General features: G+C 70.3%; 13 protein-coding genes. 12 read left to right on the forward strand and 1 reads right to left on the reverse strand.

Annotation, left to right across the window (positions count from 1 at the left end; genetic code table 11):
* Positions 1-11 precede the first annotated feature (11 nt).
* The 12 genes from tal (at position 12) to MB828_RS00970 (ending at position 16,396) form a co-directional block, all read left to right on the forward strand.
* A complete protein-coding gene (gene tal, locus MB828_RS00915; protein WP_301646494.1) occupies positions 12-1,154 on the forward strand; it encodes a transaldolase in 1,143 nt (380 codons plus the stop codon).
* Positions 1,154-2,722, forward strand: a complete 1,569-nt coding sequence (zwf, locus tag MB828_RS00920; RefSeq protein WP_301646495.1) for a glucose-6-phosphate dehydrogenase — start codon at positions 1,154-1,156, stop codon at positions 2,720-2,722. The genes tal and zwf overlap by 1 nt, the downstream gene beginning before the upstream one ends.
* Entirely contained in the window at positions 2,719-3,654 is a 936-nt protein-coding gene (gene opcA, locus MB828_RS00925; RefSeq protein WP_301646496.1) for a glucose-6-phosphate dehydrogenase assembly protein OpcA, read from the forward strand. Before zwf ends, opcA begins: the two co-directional genes overlap by 4 nt.
* Complete coding sequence (gene pgi / locus MB828_RS00930) at positions 3,647-5,287, forward strand: glucose-6-phosphate isomerase (RefSeq protein WP_301646497.1); 1,641 nt, start codon at positions 3,647-3,649, stop codon at positions 5,285-5,287. The genes opcA and pgi overlap by 8 nt, the downstream gene beginning before the upstream one ends.
* A gap of 14 nt (positions 5,288-5,301) precedes the next feature.
* Complete coding sequence (gene gnd, locus MB828_RS00935) at positions 5,302-6,180, forward strand: phosphogluconate dehydrogenase (NAD(+)-dependent, decarboxylating) (protein WP_301646682.1); 879 nt, start codon at positions 5,302-5,304, stop codon at positions 6,178-6,180.
* A gap of 6 nt (positions 6,181-6,186) precedes the next feature.
* A complete protein-coding gene (locus tag MB828_RS00940) occupies positions 6,187-6,780 on the forward strand; it encodes a histidine phosphatase family protein (RefSeq protein ID WP_301646498.1) in 594 nt (197 codons plus the stop codon).
* A 239-nt stretch (positions 6,781-7,019) separates the two neighbouring features.
* Entirely contained in the window at positions 7,020-8,264 is a 1,245-nt protein-coding gene (locus tag MB828_RS00945; RefSeq protein ID WP_301646499.1) for an ROK family protein, read from the forward strand.
* A 19-nt stretch (positions 8,265-8,283) separates the two neighbouring features.
* Complete coding sequence (locus MB828_RS00950; protein ID WP_301646500.1) at positions 8,284-10,122, forward strand: glycoside hydrolase; 1,839 nt, start codon at positions 8,284-8,286, stop codon at positions 10,120-10,122.
* Between the two features lie 261 nt (positions 10,123-10,383).
* Entirely contained in the window at positions 10,384-11,649 is a 1,266-nt protein-coding gene (locus tag MB828_RS00955) for an ABC transporter substrate-binding protein (RefSeq protein ID WP_301646501.1), read from the forward strand.
* A gap of 20 nt (positions 11,650-11,669) precedes the next feature.
* On the forward strand, positions 11,670-12,635 hold the full coding sequence (locus tag MB828_RS00960; RefSeq protein ID WP_301646502.1) for a carbohydrate ABC transporter permease: 966 nt from the start codon (positions 11,670-11,672) through the stop codon (positions 12,633-12,635).
* Positions 12,632-13,516, forward strand: coding sequence for a carbohydrate ABC transporter permease (locus MB828_RS00965; protein WP_430381313.1), 885 nt, complete (start codon positions 12,632-12,634; stop codon positions 13,514-13,516). Before MB828_RS00960 ends, MB828_RS00965 begins: the two co-directional genes overlap by 4 nt.
* A 27-nt stretch (positions 13,517-13,543) precedes the next feature.
* A complete protein-coding gene (locus MB828_RS00970; RefSeq protein ID WP_301646503.1) occupies positions 13,544-16,396 on the forward strand; it encodes a glycoside hydrolase family 2 TIM barrel-domain containing protein in 2,853 nt (950 codons plus the stop codon).
* A gap of 61 nt (positions 16,397-16,457) precedes the next feature.
* On the opposite strand, the gene MB828_RS00975 is transcribed toward MB828_RS00970, so the two are convergent.
* On the reverse strand, positions 16,458-18,335 hold the full coding sequence (locus MB828_RS00975; RefSeq protein ID WP_301646504.1) for an ArnT family glycosyltransferase: 1,878 nt from the start codon (positions 18,333-18,335) through the stop codon (positions 16,458-16,460).
* Positions 18,336-18,507: the final 172 nt, after the last annotated feature.

Consider the following 18,507-nt stretch of genomic DNA (forward strand, 5'->3'; position numbering starts at 1 on the left):
AGTAGAGGAAGATGATCACTGTGACCGAAGCAACCGCCACCGCGGGAGCACTCAAGCGCCTCTCCGACGAGGGCGTCTCGATCTGGCTGGACGACCTGTCGCGCAAGCGGATCAGCACCGGCAACCTCGCCGAGCTGGTCGCCACGAGGAACGTCGTGGGCGTCACCACCAACCCGTCGATCTTCCAGGCCGCCATCGGCTCCGGTGAGGGCTACGAGGAGCAGCTCGCCGACCTCGCCGTACGGGGCGTCACGGTCGACGAGGCCGTGCGGATGATGACCACCCAGGACGTGCGGGCCGCCGCCGACGTGCTGCGCCCGGTGTACGACGCGACCGGCGGCCGGGACGGCCGGGTCTCCATCGAGGTCGACCCGCGCCTCGCCCACGACACGGCGGCCACGGTCGCCGAGGCCCGGCAGCTGGCCTGGCTGGTCGACCGCCCCAACGTGATGATCAAGATCCCGGCGACGAAGGCGGGGCTGCCCGCGATCACCGCGGTCATCGCCCAGGGCATCAGCGTCAACGTCACGCTGATCTTCTCCCTGGATCGCTACCGCGAGGTCATGGCCGCCTACCTGGCCGGTCTGGAGCAGGCCGCCGCCAAGGGCCTGGACCTCGCCGCCATCCACTCCGTGGCCTCCTTCTTCGTCTCCCGCGTCGACTCCGAGATCGACAAGCGGCTGACCGTCCTCGGCACGGACGAGGCGCTGGCCCTGAAGGGGAGGGCCGCGCTGGCGAACGCCCGGCTGGCGTACGAGGCGTACGAGGAGGTCTTCGGCGGCGACCGCTGGACCGCGCTGGCCGGCGCGAAGGCCAACAGGCAGCGCCCGCTGTGGGCCTCCACCGGTGTGAAGGACCCGGCCTACAAGGACACCCTCTACGTCGACGAGCTGGTCGCTCCCGGCACCGTCAACACCATGCCCGAGGGCACCCTGAACGCCACCGCCGACCACGGCGACATCCACGGCGACACGGTGACCGGCGGTTACGCGCAGGCCCGCGCCGACCTGGCGGCCGTCGAGAAGCTCGGTATCTCCTACGACGAGGTCGTGGGCAAGCTGGAGGACGAGGGCGTCGCCAAGTTCGAGGCGGCCTGGCAGGAGCTGCTGGACGCCGTCACGAAGTCCTTGGACAGCAAGGGAGTCGATGCGTAATGAGCGAGACCGCCAAGGAGGTGCGGGTGCCGGTGGCGCCCGCCGCCGACTGGGACAACCCGTTGCGCGACGCGCGTGACCGGCGGCTGCCGAGGGTGGCGGGCCCGTCGGGCCTGGTCATCTTCGGGGTGACCGGTGACCTGTCCCGCAAGAAGCTGATGCCGGCCGTCTACGACCTGGCCAACCGCGGACTGCTGCCGCCGGGCTTCTCGCTCGTCGGCTTCGCCCGCCGGGACTGGGAGGACCAGGACTTCGCCCAGGTCGTCCACGACGCGGTGCGCGAGCACTCCCGGACCCCGTTCCGCGAGGAGGTCTGGCAGCAGCTCGCCGAGGGCATGCGGTTCATTCCCGGCGACTTCGACGACGACACCGCGTTCAAGCAGCTCAAGGCGGCCGTCGACGAGCTGGACCGGTCCCGGGGCACCGGCGGCAACTTCGCGTTCTACCTCTCCGTGCCGCCGAAGTTCTTCCCGAAGGTCGTACGGCAGCTGAAGAAGGTCGGTCTCGCCACCCCGCCCGAGGGTTCGTGGCGGCGCGCGGTCATCGAGAAGCCGTTCGGCCACGACCTGAAGTCGGCGCAGGACCTGAACACGGTCGTGCACGACGTGTTCGACCCGGACCAGGTGTTCCGGATCGACCACTACCTGGGCAAGGAGACCGTCCAGAACATCCTGGCGCTGCGCTTCGCCAACCAGATGTACGAGCCGATCTGGAACCGGTCGTACGTCGACCACGTGCAGATCACGATGGCCGAGGACATCGGCATCGGCGGCCGGGCGGGGTACTACGACGGCATCGGCTCGGCCCGTGACGTCATCCAGAACCACCTGCTCCAGCTGATGGCGCTGACCGCCATGGAGGAGCCGATCGCGTTCGACGCGGACGCGCTGCTCACCGAGAAGCTCAAGGTCCTGAAGTCGGTGCGGCTGCCGGAGGAACTGGGCCGGCACACCGTGCGCGGCCAGTACGCCGAGGGCTGGCAGGGCGGCGAGAAGGTGATCGGCTACCTCCAGGAGGACGGTATCGACCCCTCGTCGAAGACCGACACCTTCGCGGCCGTCAAGCTGGGCATCGACAACCGCCGGTGGGCGGGTGTCCCCTTCTACCTGCGCACCGGCAAGCGCCTGGGCCGCCGGGTCACCGAGATCGCGGTGGTCTTCAAGCGGGCCCCGCACTCCCCCTTCGACTCCACGGCCACCGAGGAACTGGGCGAGAACGCGATCGTCATCCGGGTCCAGCCCGACGAGGGCATGACCGTCCGGTTCGGCTCCAAGGTGCCGGGCACCTCGATGGAGATCCGGGACGTGTCGATGGACTTCGCGTACGGCGAGTCCTTCACGGAGTCCAGCCCGGAGGCGTACGAGCGGCTCATCCTGGACGTGCTGCTCGGCGACGCCAATTTGTTCCCCCGTCACCAGGAAGTGGAAGAGTCCTGGAAGATCCTCGACCCGATCGAGACGTACTGGGCGAAGCATGGCAAGCCCGCGCAGTACGAGTCGGGCAGCTGGGGACCGAAGGAAGCCGACGAGATGCTCGCACGAGACGGACGGAGCTGGCGCAGGCCATGAAGATCGACCTGACCGACACCACGGCAAGCAAGATCAACAAGGCGCTGGTGCAGGGTCGCCGCGCCATCGGAACCCCTGCGGTGGGCATGGTCCTGACGATGGTGATCGTCACGGACGAGGAGAACGCCTACGACTCGATCAAGGCGGCCGAGGAGGCCTCGCACGAGCACCCCTCGCGCACCCTGGTCGTCATCAAGCGGCACGCCCGCACCCTGCGCGACCGCACCAGCTCCCGCCTGGACGCGGAGGTCCGGGTCGGCTCCGAGGCCGGCACCGGCGAGACGGTCGTGCTGCGCACCTACGGCGAGGTCTCCGACCACGCCGACTCGGTGGTGCTGCCGCTGCTGCTGCCGGACGCGCCCGTGGTGGTGTGGTGGCCGGTGGAGGCCCCGGAGACCCCCTCCAAGGACCCGCTGGGGGCGCTCGCCCAGCGCCGGATCACCGACCTGTACGCGGTCGAGCGGCCGATGCAGGTCCTGGACAGCCGGGCCCGCAACTACGCGCCCGGCGACACCGACCTCGCCTGGACCCGGCTCACCCTGTGGCGTTCCATGCTGGCCGCCGCCCTCGACCAGGCCCGGGCCACCGTGACCGGGGCGGCCGTCGAGGCCGAGGCCGACAACCCGAGCGCCGAACTCCTCGCCCGCTGGCTGGAGGCCCGCCTGAAGGTCAAGGTGGACCGTGTGGTCTCCGCGGGCCCGGTGGTCACGGCCGTCCGCCTCGCCACCGCGACCGGCGAGATCGTCATCGACCGCCCCGAGGGTCCCCTCGCCAGCCTGACCCTGCCGGGCCAGCCGCCGCGCACCCTGGCCCTCAAGGTCCGCCCCACCTCCGAACTGATCGCCGAGGAGCTGCGCCGCCTCGACGCCGACGAGATGTACGCCATCGCCCTGCGCGGCGAGGGCACCAAGGAGACCGTCTCCCATGCCTGACACCCCCGAACTCACCCGGCGGCCCGAGTGGGCCGCCCTGGAGGACCACCGCGGCGAGGGACAGCCGGTCCTGCGTGAGCTGTTCGCGGCCGACCCGGGGCGCGCGGAGCGGTACGTGGTACGGGTCGGCGACCTGTACATCGACTACAGCAAGCACCTGATCACGGACGAGACCCTCGCCCTGCTCCAGGAACTCGCCACCGCGACCGACGTGTTCGGGCTGCGGGACGCCATGTTCCGCGGCGAGAAGATCAACGTCACCGAGAACCGCGCGGTGCTGCACACCGCCCTGCGCGCCCCGCGCGACGCGGTGGTCGAGGTCGACGGCGAGAACGTGGTGCCGCAGGTGCACGCCGTCCTCGACAAGATGGCCGACTTCGCCGACCGGGTCCGCTCGGGTGCCTGGACCGGCCACACCGGCAAGCGCATCCGCAACGTCGTCAACATCGGCATCGGCGGCTCCGACCTCGGCCCCGCGATGGCCTACGAGGCCCTGCGCGCCTTCACGGACCGCGAGCTGACGGTCCGTTTCGTCTCCAACGTCGACGGCGCCGACCTGCACGAGGCCACCCGCGACCTCGACCCGGCGGAGACCCTGTTCATCGTCGCCTCGAAGACGTTCACCACGATCGAGACGATCACCAACGCGACCTCCGCGCGGACCTGGCTGCTCGACGGCCTTGGAGGCGACGAGAAGGCGGTCGCCAGGCACTTCGTGGCGCTGTCCACGAACGCCGGCAAGGTGACGGAGTTCGGCATCGACCCGGACAACATGTTCGAGTTCTGGGACTGGGTCGGCGGCCGCTACAGCTACGACTCCGCCATCGGCCTCTCCCTGATGATCGCCATCGGCCCGGACCGCTTCCGCGAGATGCTGGACGGCTTCCACCTGGTCGACGAGCACTTCCGCACCGCGCCCGCCGAGGCCAACGCGCCGCTGCTGCTGGGCCTGCTGGGCATCTGGTACGGCAACTTCTTCGACGCCCAGTCGCACGCCGTGCTCCCGTACTCGCACTACCTCTCCAAGTTCACCGCCTACCTCCAGCAGCTGGACATGGAGTCCAACGGCAAGTCGGTGGACCGGGAGGGCCGGCCGGTGAAGTGGCAGACGGGTCCCGTGGTGTGGGGCACGCCCGGCACCAACGGCCAGCACGCCTACTACCAGTTGATCCACCAGGGCACGAAGCTGATCCCGGCGGACTTCATCGGCTTCGCCGAGCCGGTCGCCGAGCTCAGCGGCGAACTCAAGGCACAGCACGACCTGTTGATGGCCAACTTCTTCGCCCAGACCCAGGCACTGGCCTTCGGCAAGACCGCCGACGAGGTCCGCGCCGAGGGCGTCGCCGAGGAGCAGGTCCCGCACCGCACCTTCCGGGGGAACCACCCCACCACGACGATCCTGGCCCGCGAGCTGACCCCCTCCGTCCTCGGCCAGCTGATCGCCCTCTACGAGCACAAGGTGTTCGTGCAGGGCGCCGTCTGGAACATCGACTCCTTCGACCAGTGGGGCGTCGAGCTGGGCAAGGTGCTCGCCAAGCGCATCGAACCCGCCCTGACCGAGGGCGCTGCCGTCCCCGGCCTCGACCCGTCCACCACCGCCCTCGTCTCGACGTACCGCACCCTCAGGAAGTGAAGGACATGACAGCCATGCAGCTGGGTCTGATCGGTCTCGGCAAGATGGGCGGCAACATGCGCGAGCGGATCCGCCGCGCCGGCCACACCGTCATCGGCTACGACCGCAACCCCGAAGTCTCCGACGTGAAGTCCCTGGCGGAACTGGTCGAGAAGCTCGACGCGCCGCGCACGGTGTGGGTGATGGTCCCGGCCGGCACCGCCACCCAGTCCGTCGTGGACGAGCTCAAGGACCTGCTGTCCGAGGGCGACACGGTGGTCGACGGCGGCAACTCCCGCTGGACGGACGACGAGAAGCACGCCGCCGAACTCGGCATCAAGGGCATCGGCTTCGTGGACGCCGGTGTCTCCGGCGGGGTGTGGGGTCTGCAGAACGGCTACGCCCTGATGGTCGGCGGCGACAAGCAGCACGTCGAGCGGTTGGAGCCGATCTTCGAGGCGCTCAAGCCGGAGGGCCCGTACGGCTACGTCCACGCCGGCCGGGTGGGCGCCGGGCACTTCTCCAAGATGGTCCACAACGGCATCGAGTACGCCATGATGCAGGCCTACGCCGAGGGCTGGGAGCTCCTGGAGAAGGTCAAGTCGGTGGACAACGTCCGTGAGGTCTTCCGCTCCTGGCAGGAGGGCACGGTCATCCGTTCCTGGCTGCTCGACCTCGCGGTCAACGCGCTGGACGACGACGAGCACCTGGACAAGCTGAAGGGCTTCGCGCAGGACTCCGGCGAGGGCCGGTGGACCGTGGAGGCCGCCATCGACAACGCGGTGCCGCTGCCCGCGATCACCGCCTCCCTGTTCGCCCGGTTCGCCTCGCGGCAGGACGACTCCCCGCAGATGAAGATGGTCGCGGCGCTGCGCAACCAGTTCGGCGGTCACGCCGTCGAGTCCAAGGAGTAGTGCGCCGTGGGGGACCTCCTTCTGGTCCGCCACGGCGAGACGGAGTGGAGCCTGTCGGGCCGGCACACCAGCTGGACCGACCTGCCCCTCACCCAGCACGGCGAGGAACAGGCCAAGTCCCTCGCCCCGCTGCTCGCCGGCCGGACCTACGCACTGACCCTGGCCAGCCCGTTGGACCGCGCGATACGCACGGCCGAACTGGCGGGCCTCACCGGGGTCGTAGCCGATCCCGACCTGCACGAGTGGGACTACGGCGGCTACGAGGGCATCACCACGGTGGAGATCCACCGTTCCCGCCCCGACTGGTACCTGTGGACCGACGGCGTCCCGCCCGGTCCTGACGGGCACCCCGGGGAGTCGCCGGAGCAGATCGGGGCTCGCGCCGACCGGGTGCTCGCCAAGGTGGAAAGGGCGCTCGCCGACGGCCACGGCGACGTGGTCCTGGTGGCACACGCCCACTTCCTGCGCGTGCTCACGGCCCGGCGGCTGGGGCTGCCGCCCGCCGAGGGCCGGTTGTTCCAGCTGGCGACCGGGACGGTCAGCAGGCTGTCCATGGAGCACGGCTGGCCCGTGATCGCGGAGTGGAACAAGACACCCTGACCCTGTCCTGACGGCCCGCCGGCGACAACCGGCGGGCCGTTTCGACGTGTTGGGCTCCGGCCGTTTCGACGCGTTGGGCTCCGGCCAAGCGGGGCGTCGTGCCGAGTGGCTGTCTGCCGAGTTTCTACGGCCCCTTTCCTAACCCCTTGTCGAAAGTCTCGCGAAGCCCATAGCCTTGCGCCGCGCCGGTGCCGTCGTACGCCCCGGCCCGGTCGTGACGGGATGGGAGGGGCAGCCGCGTGAAGCGCACATCGCGTGACATCCGCACCGCGAACCGCTACGAGGTGCTGCGCCAGATCATCGCCCGGTCCCCCACCTCCCGGCAGACGCTGGCCGCCGCCACCGGGCTGAGCGTGGCCACGGTCGCCACGCTCGTCGGGGAGCTGCTCGACCTGCGGATGATCACGGAGGTCGGCTTCGAGGACTCCGCCGGCGGCCGCCCCCGCGGGCTGGTGGCCGTCAACGCGGCCGGCGGCGCGCTCATCGGCGTCGACATGGCGGAGACCTACGTCCGGGTGGAGCTGTTCGACCTGGGACTGAACGTGCTGGCCCGGGCCGAGGAGGACATGCGCCCCGGTGAGCACCGGCCCGAGCAGGCGGTCGGTCACGTGGCCACGGCCGTCGGCTCGGTGGTCGCCCAGGCGGGCGTCGAGGGCGCGCGGGTGCTCGGGGTCGGGGTGAGCGTGCCCGGGCAGGTCGACCGGGACACCGGGATCGCCGAGTACGCGCCCAACTGGGACTGGCACGATGTGCCGTTGCTCGCCCTGCTCTCCGAACACATCGCCTACCCGCTGTACCTGGACAACCCGCTGCGGGCGAGCGCGGTGGCCGAGCTGTGGTTCGGGGCCGCGCGCGGCCGCGAGGACGCCGTGGTGGTGAACCTGGGGACCGGGGTGGGCGCCGGGCTCGTGCTGGCCGGCGGGCTGTACCGGGGGGTGAGCAACAGCGCCGGGGAGTGGGGCCACACGACGCTGGTGCTGGACGGCCGGCTGTGCCACTGCGGCAACCACGGCTGCGTCGAGACCTACGTCGGCGCCCCCGGCATCATGCTCAACCTGCGCGAACTCAGCCCGCGCAGCGCGCTGTTGCACCCCGAGGACCAGACCGCGACCATCGACGCGCTGACCCGCGCCGTCGCCGCCGACGACCCGGTGGCCGTCAAGGTGGTCCGGGACACCGCCCGTTACCTGGGTGCGGGCATCGCGGACCTGGTGAACCTGTACAACCCCGAAGTGGTCGTGCTGAGCAGCTGGGTCGCCAGGAAACTCGGTGCTCCACTGCTGGACGAAGTGCGCGAGGCCGTCCGGCGGCACGCGCTGCGGCGGCCGTTCGCCGCCACCGAGATCGTCCTCTCCCCCATTCCCACCGACCCGGTGTGCCTGGGCGCCGCCACCTTCGCACTGGAGGGCGCCCTGCAGGCGGTGGGACAACGGAGCCCCAGACGCACCACCCCCGTGAGGAGCCGTACCGCACCGCCCGTATGACGACGGAAGGGATGCCGTTTTGATCCGCACCGACAGACCGGTTCTCGCCACGGCCGCGGCCGCACTGGCCGTGACCGGCGCCCTGCTCAGCGCCCCGCCCGCGAACGCCGCCGACATCGCCGCGGCGGCCGCCGAGGTCTCGCCGCACGCGGCCCAGACCATCGACGACATCGGCGCCTCGGGCGCCTGGTGGGTCGACGACCTCCAGCACTTCGACCCCAAGGTCCAGGCCAGGGTGGCGAAGCTGCTGTTCTCCCAGCAGGGCCTGGCCCTGTCCGCGTACCGCTACAACATCGGCGGCGGCGGGGTGGCGGTCACCACCCCGGCCCGGGCCGCCGAGGACTTCCTGAACGCCGACGGCTCCTACGACTGGAGCAGGGACAAGGGCGGCCGGACGTTCCTGCGGTACGCCGCCAAGTACGGTGTGAAGGACCTGATCGGCTTCGTCAACAGCGCGCCGGCCCGGTGGACCACCAACGGGCAGAGCTGCGGGGGCCTGCTGAAGACGGAGCACGAGGGCGACTACGCGAGGTACGTCGCCGACGTCACCGACCACTTCGCCCGGCAGGGCGTCCGGCTGGACTACATCAGCCCCTTCAACGAGCCGGACAACGACTTCGGTTCGTGCGGCCAGGAGGGCATGAAGGTCACCGTCGACCAGCGCGACGACATCGTACGGGCGCTCGGCGCCGAGCAGCGGGCCCGGCACCAGAAGACGTCGGTCATCGCGGACGAGTCCAGCCAGACCACCCAGTTCGTCTCCGAACTCCCGCAGTGGATCTCGCAGCCGGACACCGCGCAGTACGTGTCGGCGCTCGCGCACCACACGTACAACAACCCGAGCGACGGCCAGCTCGGCAACGTCTACGAGACGTCGAGGACGGTCGGCCAGAAGTCCTGGGCCTCGGAGATCTGCTGCTTCGGCAAGGGCTCGACCGGCTGGAACCAGGAGTACGACCCCGGCATCGACAACGCCCTGCTGCTGTCCCGGATCGTCTACAAGGACTTCGCGAGCGCCCACGACTCCGCCTTCCAATGGTGGGTGGCCCTGGCCAGCGGCTACGGCACCTCCCCCACGGAGAAGAACGACGTCGGCTGGAACGACGGCCTGATCTACTACGACCCCGACTACGCGGCCGACGGCAACCAGACGCTGTACTTCACCAAGCGGTACTACGCGCTCGGCCAGTACAGCAAGTTCGTCCGGCCGGGCTCGGTCGCGCACAACGTGACCGGAGCGCCGGACGGGGTCGAGGTGTCGTCCTACGACCGGAACGGCAAGTGGGTGGTCGTGGTCAACAACCACAACGCCACGGACACCCCGCTGAGTCTGCACTTCAACAGCAAGGCGCCGGCGCGGGCCCGGCAGGCGGTGCGGACCTCGGCCACCGAGGACTGGGCGGACGTCGCGAAGCCGGCGGTGAGCGCGGGCACGGTCTCCGCGACCCTCGCCGCCCGTTCGATCACGACGTACGTCTTCGACCAGAAGGGCCACGGCGGTTCGGCCGTCACCGGCGCGCTGGTGGGCAGGCAGTCCGGCAAGTGCCTCACCGCCGACGCGGCCGGGGCCGCCCTCGCCACCTGCACGGGCGCCGACGGCCAGTCCTGGTCGTACGCCGAGGACGGCACCCTGAAGGGCGCGAACGGCTATCTGACGGCCGCCGGTTCGGCCCTGACCGCCGCCGCCGAACCGACCGGTGACGCGAGCCAGCGCTGGCTGCTGAACGCCGACGGCCAGATCCTCAGCGAGGCGTCCGGCAAGTGCCTGGACGTGAGCGGGCAGGCCACCGCCGACGGCAGCAAGGTGATCCTCTACAGCTGCAACAGCGGCGCCAACGAGGCCTGGACCAGGCGGTAGCGAACCCCGTCCCACCCGACCCGAGGGCCGCCGGCCTCCCCGTTTCCCGGCGGCCCTCAACTCCCCCTGCTTTCCCTTCCGTTCGTCATCCCGAACCGGGTACAACGTTTCGCGCAGACTTCGTCCAACCTCTTGCCGAAGTGTTAGCCGAAGGTTAACGTCCCGCTCCGCAACGCAATTCAAGCCATCTGACCCGCGAGGTGTTCAGGGCCCCGCACGGCCGTAGCACCACAGCCGCACTCGACAGACAAGGACGTCAGCATGTCGGCACAGAGCAACAACAACTGGTCCCGCCGGTCCCTCTTCCGGGCGGCCGCGGGCATGGCCGCCGCCGGCACGCTGGCCGCGTGCGGCGGCAACAACGGCCGGGGCGGCGGCAGCGGGTCGGGCACCCACCTCACCCAGATGTTCCACGCCTACGGCGAGGCGGGCGTCGAGCAGGCGGTCAAGCGGTACCCCACCGCCTACAAGTCCGCCGACGTGACGACGCAGTGGATCACCAGCTCCGACTACGAGAGCAAGCTCTTCGCCACGCTGCTCACCAAGTCCGCCCCCGACGTGTTCGAGTTCCACCCGCAGATCCAGATGGTCAGGAGCGGTCAGGTCGCCGACCTGAGCGACATCATCAACCCGGTCAAGGACGACTTCAACCCGGCCGACATCAAGTCGCACACGGTCGACGGCAAGATCTACGGCGTCCGGATGATCGACGACCCGCAGTTCTTCTTCTACCGGCCCTCGCTCTTCGAGAAGGCCGGCGTGAAGGTCCCGGAGACCCTCGACGAGCTGATCGAGATCTCGGCCAAGCTCACCACCAGCAAGATGAAGGGCCTGTACCTCGGCAACGACCTGCACGCGATCATCAGCCCGCTGATCTGGTCCGCGGGAGCCGACACCCTGGACGACAAGAACCAGATCGCCTACCACACGCCCGGCGTCGTCGAGGGCCTGAAGAAGATGCGCAAGCTGTTCACCAGCGGCGACCTGCTCCTCGGTGCCCCGACCGACTACTGGGACCCGTCCGCGCTCAACCAGGGCCTGTGTGCCATCCAGTTCTGCGGAATGTGGGCGATGCCGCAGTTCCAGAAGGCGCTCGGCGACGACATCGGGATCTTCCCCTTCCCGAAGACCGTCGACTCCGGCAAGCAGTCCGTCTACAACGGCGGCTGGTCGATGTTCGTCAACGCCAAGGGCGACCACGTCGACGCGGCCAAGGAGTACGTCAAGTGGCTGTGGATCGACCAGAAGAAGGACCAGGAGGACTTCGCGACGTCGTACGGCTTCCACATCCCGCCGCGCACGTCGATCGCCGCGTCGGCCACCAAGCTCAAGTCCGGCCTCCCCGCGGAGGGCGTGAAGCTCTTCAACGAGTTCGGGCACTTCGACAACATCGGGTGGACCCAGGCCATGATCCAGGCGTCGTGGGACGTCCTCGCCAACTGCGTCCGCAAGTCCGGTGACCCGGAGAAGGCGCTCGACCAGTGCGACACGACTGTCAACCGCGAGCTGAAGAAGCTCTTCGGATAAGTCTCGGACGGACCGGACCCATGTCGACGACCACGACACGCGACCTCGCGAACCCCGCCCCGGCGAAGGCCAGTCAGGCCAGGCCGCGGCGGGGCCTGCGGGGCAGCCGCACCCTCAACTTCTGGCTCTTCATCAGCCCCTTCCTGATCGGGCTGATCGTCTTCGTCTACGTGCCGATCGGCTGGAGCCTCTACCTCAGCTTCTTCGACGCACGGTTCACCGTCACGCCGGACAAGTTCGTCGGCTTCGACAACTACACGTACATGCTGACGGACCCCAAGTTCGTCGGCTCGCTCGGCACCTTCACCGTGTTCGCCGCGTTCATCGTGCCGACCACCTGGGCGGTGTCGCTCGGCCTCGCCCTGCTGGTGAACCGGATCCGGTTCATGCGGGCGTTCTTCCGGTCGGTGTTCTTCCTGCCGACCGCGTGCAGCTACGTCGCCGCGTCGCTGATCTGGAAGATGTCCATCTTCAGCGGGGTCCGCTTCGGCCTGCTGAACACGGTCCTCGGCTGGTTCGGGGTCGACAGCGTCGCCTGGCTGGCCTCCCCCAGTCCCCCCTGGTACTGGCTCGTCATCGTCACGCTCCGGCTGTGGCTGCAATCCGGTTTCTACATGATCCTGTTCCTGGCGGCCCTGCAGAACATCCCGGGCGAGCTGTACGAGGCCGCGGCCATCGACGGCGCCAAGCGGGGCTGGCAGACCTTCCGGTACATCACCCTGCCGCAGTTGCGGGCCACCTCGACCGCGGTGGTCCTGCTCCTGCTCATCGCCGCCTACCAGGCCTTCGACGAGTTCTACAACCTGCTCGACAAGACCACCTGGGGCCGGCCGCCGCTGGTCGAGCTGTACGCCACCGCCCTCGGCACGTCACAGGACTACGGCGCGGGCAGCGCGGGCGCCGTCATCCTGACTCTGCTGATCATCGTCGTCACCCTGTTCCAGGGCAAGATCATGGGCTTCGGAAGGGGGGAGGAGTCCAAGTGACCACCACCACGCCCGACATGAACAAGACCACGTCCACGAAGGCCGGACGCCGACGCGGCGGGGTGATGGGCAACACCGGCCTGTACATCGCCACCGGTGTCGCCACCTTCCTCTTCCTGGTCCCGTTCTACATCCTGCTGCGCAACGCCCTCACCACGGACACCGCCATCACCGGGCCGAGCTGGCAGTTCTTCCCCACGCACCTGGAGTGGGGCAACATCAAGGAGCTGTTCGACGACCCGCAGGTCGACTTCGCCCGGTCGATGTGGAACTCGCTGGTCGTGGCCGTCTCCATGACCGTCGGCATCCTGCTGGTGTGCTCGCTGGCCGGCTACGCCCTGGCCCGCATCCCCTACAAGCACGCCAACAAGATCTTCTACCTCGTCCTGGGCACCCTGATGGTCCCGACCTCGGTGACCTTCGTGCCCAGCTTCGTGCTGGTCTCCTCGCTCGGCTGGGTGGACACCTACCGGGGTCTGATCATCCCCGGCCTGTTCAGTGGTTTCACCTGCTTCCTGTTCCGGCAGTACTTCCTGGGGTTCCCGAAGGAGCTGGAGGAGGCGGCGCGGGTGGACGGGCTGGGCTACTGGGGCTCGTACTGGCGGGTCGTCGTACCCAACTCGCTGAACTTCTTCGCGGCGATCGCCACCATCACCTTCATCGGCGCCTGGAACGCCTTCCTGTGGCCCCTGGTCATCGGCCAGGACCCCGGGGCGTGGACCGTCCAGGTCGTGCTCTCGTCGTACATGACCAACCAGACGGTCGTCTTCCACACCATCTTCATGGCCACCGCCATCTCCATCCTGCCCCTCGTGTTCGTCTTCCTCTTCCTCCAGCGCTGGCTGGTCCAGGGGATCGCGCAGACCGGCATCAAGGGCTGACACCGCACTCTCACGACCTGGAGACCGATGTCTTTCCGCACCTCCGCCACCGACTACGTCGAGGACGTCTCCCCGGGCTCGGGTGCCCTGCCGCCCCGGGCCTGGTACCCACGCTCGGACACCGCGTCGCTCTCGCTGAACGGCAGCTGGCGTTTCCGGCTGTCGGCGACGGCCGACGCCGAGGACGACGCGTTCGCCGAGCCGGGGTACGACGCCGGCGGCTGGGCGGAGGTCTCGGTCCCGGGCCACTGGGTGCTCCAGGGACACGGCGCACCGGTCTACACGAACCACCTCTACCCGTTCCCGGTCGACCCGCCCCGGGTGCCGACCGAGAACCCCACCGGTGACCACCTGCGTTTCTTCGACCTGCCGGACGGCTGGGACCTGGACAACGGCGGGGCGGTCCTCCGCTTCGACGGCGTCGAGTCCTGCGCCCGGGTGTGGCTGAACGGCACGGACATCGGCGAGTTCAAGGGCTCCCGGCTGCCGCACGAGTTCGCGGTCGGCCACCTGCTGGAGCCGGCCGGCAACGTCCTCGCGGTCCGGGTCCACCAGTGGTCGGCCGGCTCCTACCTGGAGGACCAGGACCAGTGGTGGCTGCCCGGCATCTTCCGTGACGTCACCCTGCTGCACCGCCCGGCGGGCAGTGCCCTCGACTTCTTCGTGCACGCCTCCTACGACCACGTCGGCGGCACCGGCACGCTGCGCGTCGACTCCGACGTGGACGGCCGGGTCACCGTGCCGGACCTCGGCATCGACATCGCCACCGGCGAGTCCGTGACCGTCCCGGTCGAGCCGTGGACGGCCGAGACCCCGCGGCTGTACGACGGACTGCTGGCCACCGAGGGCGAACGGGTGCCGCTGCGGATCGGCTTCCGGACGGTGGAGCTGGCGGACGGTCTGATCAAGGTCAACGGGAAGGCGGTCCTCTTCAAGGGCGTCAACCGGCACGAGTGGCACCCGCGGCTCGGGCGCGCCCTCGACCTGGAGACCATGCGTGCGGACGTGCTGCTGATGAAACGGCACAACCTCAACGCCGTCCGTACCTCCCACTACCCGCCGCACCCGGCCTTCCTCGACCTGTGCGACGAGTACGGCCTGTGGGTGATCGACGAGTGCGACCTGGAGACCCACGGCTTCACCGAGCAGGCCTGGCGGGACAACCCCGTGGACGACGACCGCTGGACCCCGGCCCTGCTGGACCGGGCCGCCAGGATGGTCGAGCGCGACAAGAACCACCCGTCGGTGGTGATCTGGTCCCTGGGCAACGAGGCGGGCACCGGCCGGGGTCTGACCGCGATGGCCGAGTGGATCCACGGCCGCGACGCGTCCCGTCTCGTGCACTACGAGGGTGACATCGACTGCCGTGACACGGACGTGTACTCACGGATGTACGCCGACCACGCGGAGGTCGAGCGGATCGGCCGGGGACTGGACGGCGGCACCCACAGGCGTCGTCAACTGCCCTTCATCCTCTGCGAGTACGGCCACGCCATGGGCAACGGGCCCGGCGGCCTCGCCGACTACCAGCGGATCTTCGAGTCGTACGACCGGCTCCAGGGCGGTTTCATCTGGGAGTGGATCGACCACGGCGTCGAGGACGAGCGGTACGGCTACGCGTACGGCGGTGACTTCGGCGAGGAACTGCACGACGGGAACTTCGTCTGCGACGGCCTGGTCTTCCCGGACCGGCGGCCCTCCCCCGGCCTGCTCGAGTACAAGAAGGTGATCGAGCCGGTCCGTATCGACGGTGACGGGACCACCGTCCGCGTCACCAACAAGCAGGACTTCGCCGACCTTTCGGCGCTCGCCTTCGAGTGGTCGTACCAGGTGGACGGCGAGACGGTGGCGTCGGGCAGCCTCGCCGTGCCGGCGCTCGCGGCCGGTGAGTCGGCGGAGGCGAAGCTGCCCGAGCCGCCCGCGGCGGACGGCGGCGAGACGCGGTGGACGGTCCGGGCGCTGCTGGCGGCCGACACCTCCTGGGGGCCCGCGGGGCATGTCGTCGCCTGGGGTCAGATCCCGGTCTCGGCACGGCGGTCGCCGTCGGTCGCCGCGACCGCCGCCCCGGTGACCGGCGGCGGACGGATCACGCTCGGTCCTGGCACCTTCGACGCGCGCACCGGCGCGCTGCTGAGCGTCGGCTCGGTGGCCGTGACCGGGCTGCGCCTGGACGTGTGGCGGGCGACGACCGACAACGACGACGGTGCCGCCTGGCAGAGCGACCTGCGCTACGGCGAGCTGTGGCGGAAGTTCGGCCTGCACCGCATGCGGCACCGCCTGGACGCCGTGGAGACGGACGGCGACGCGCTGACCGTGCGGACCCGGGTGGCGCCCGCCGCCTGGGAGTTCGGGCTCACCACCGGCTACCGCTGGACCTCGGACGGCGACCGTCTCCGGCTGACCGTCCGCGTCACCCCGGACGGTGACTGGACGGTGCCGCTGCCCCGGCTCGGCATCCGCTTCGGGCTGCCGGCCGCGGACCGGGTGCGGTGGTTCGGCGGCGGACCCGAGGAGGCCTACCCGGACACCAGGTCTGCCTCGCTGGTGAGCCGTTGGGAGTCGACGGTGGACGGCCTCCAGACCCCCTACGTCCGGCCGCAGGAGAACGGCGCCCGCGCGGACGTCCGTTGGGCGGAGCTCGGCGGCCTGCGGATCGACGGCGACCCGGAGTTCTGGTTCACGGCCCGTCGCTGGACGACCGAGCAGCTGGACGCGGCGGCCCACCGCACCGACCTCACCCCCGGTGACACCGTGTGGGTCAACCTGGACCACGGCCAGCACGGCATCGGCTCTCAGTCCTGCGGCCCGGGTGTCCTGCCCCCGTACCAGCTCCATGCGGCACCGGCCGAGTTCACGTTCGTGTTCGCGGACGTCGGCTGATCCGCGGGCACCCGCCCGGAGGGCCCCCGGACCGTGCCTGGTCCGGGGGCCCTCCGGCTGCTCAGCCTGCCTTCCGGGCGGCGGGCCCGCAGCGGTACAGGACGTAGTGGGAGACGTGGACCGGCGTGCAGTGTCCGAGGGCCCACCGGACCAGTGCCCGGCCGGGGGTCTTCACCCCCCGGGCGCGGGGCGTCAGGTCGGCGGCGGAGAGCAGGACGTAGCGGAGCCGGCCGGTGTCGACGAGGCGGTGGAAGGCGCTGGGCGCGGGGTACGGCACATGGGCGGTGAAGCCGCCGATCGGGAGGATGGCGGCGTTGTCCGAGAGGATGTACGGCGCCGCCATCTGCCAGCGGGGCACCGCGGCCAGGTAACGGGCGCCGTCGCGGTGGGCGGTGAGGTAGGCGAGGACCCGCCGCTGGGCCGGGTTCAGCGCGGAGGCGCCGTTGCGGGTGGCGATGCTGCCGGGGCCGATCCGGCCGAAACCGCCGGGCTGGTTGTAGCGCAGGGACATCGCGGACGCGGACCAGACGGCGGGGACGACCAGGACCGCGACGAGCGCGACGGCCAGCGCGGTCCGACGCGGACGCGACCCGCCGACGGCGAACAGGGCCAGCGCCGGCAGGGCCAGGACCACGGCGACCACGACCGACCAGGTGAAGAAGCCCGGGTAGTACAGGGTCAGGGCCGCGCACCAGCCGACGTTCACGGCCAGGACCGCGCACAGCACGCCACGGCGCCGCACCCGGGTCACGGCCACCGCCGCCAGGGCCGACAGGCCGACCGCCACCACGCCCATGTAGTAGGTGTGCCCGGTCACGCTGCCGAGGCTGAAGACCAGGAAGAACGTCACCAGCCAGCCGCCCCACAGCAGGAGGCCGGCGAGGAAGGGGTCGGTGCGCGGCGGGCGGCGGCGCCACAGCCCGTAGACCCCGGCGGCCAGGCCCAGCGCAGCCAGCGGGTACAGCCAGCCGGTCTGACTGGCGAGTCCGGGGCTGAACATCTTCCAGACACTGTCCCCCATCCCCGCCGACGCCCGGCTGTGCGCCCGGTCGGCGACGATGCTCCCGGTGCCGGCCGCGTCGACACCCAGCGCCTGGAAGCGGGTCAGGAAGTTGTAGCCGACGACCAGGGCGACCGGCGAGTTGTCGGTCGTGCCGTCCAGGTAGGGGCGGGCGGCGGCCGGGGTGAGACCGGCGGCCAGCATCCAGGACAGCGACACCGTCAGCATGACCGCCCCGGCCGCCGCGAGGTCCCGGAGCCGGCGGCGCAGGGTGGTCGGCGCGGAAACCAGGTAGGTCACGGTCAGCGCGGGCAGCACCGCCCAGGCCTCCAGCATCTTGCACTGGAAGGCCACCCCGACCCAGACGCCGGCCAGGACCAGGGTGCGCGACCGGGCGTGGGCGGTGGCCCGCTGGGTGGCCTCGGCGGCCAGCAGCAACAGCAGGACGAACGGCGCGTCCTCGGTGACCGAGCGGCCGAGGCCCACGGTCACCGGGGTGAGGGTGAGGAAGGCGGCGGCCAGCAGTCCGGCGGGCACGCCGGCCCAGCGTCGTACCACCACGTGCAGCAGGACCACCGAGGCCACGCCCTCCAGGGCCTGCGGGACCACCAGGGACCACGGGTGGAAGCCGAGGACCAGCGCCGACAGGGCCTGCGGCCACAGGAAGCCGGGCAGCTTGTCCAGGGTGATGGAGTCGCCGGGGTCGAAGGAGCCGTAGAAGAAGGCCACCGGGTTGTCGGTCATGCTGCGGACGGCGCTCGCGTAGAAGGAGTGGTACGCGCTGTGCCAGATGCCCCAGAAGAAGAGCAGCGCGGCGACGGTGGCGATGCCGGCGAGGATCGGACGCTCGTAGCGCCGGGTTCGGCTCCGCGTCCCGGTCGGCGGAGGCGGCGCCCCCTCGACGTGGACGAGCGGCTCGGCGCTGACAGGGCTCGGCATCGCGGACGGCCTCCAGGACTCCGGTGTCCAGGGCTTCGAGAGGGCCCTGGACCGTTACGGCCTGTAGGACGACCGGATCCCGGCGAACGTCACGTCCGGAACGTCAAGGAACTTTCGGGATGTTCGTGAGAATCGGTCATGGAAGCTGTAAGAACCCTGAATCCCGCCCGTG

It is taken from the genome of Streptomyces arenae, assembly GCF_022343545.1.
GTDB classification, from domain to species: Bacteria; Actinomycetota; Actinomycetes; order Streptomycetales; family Streptomycetaceae; genus Streptomyces; species Streptomyces humi.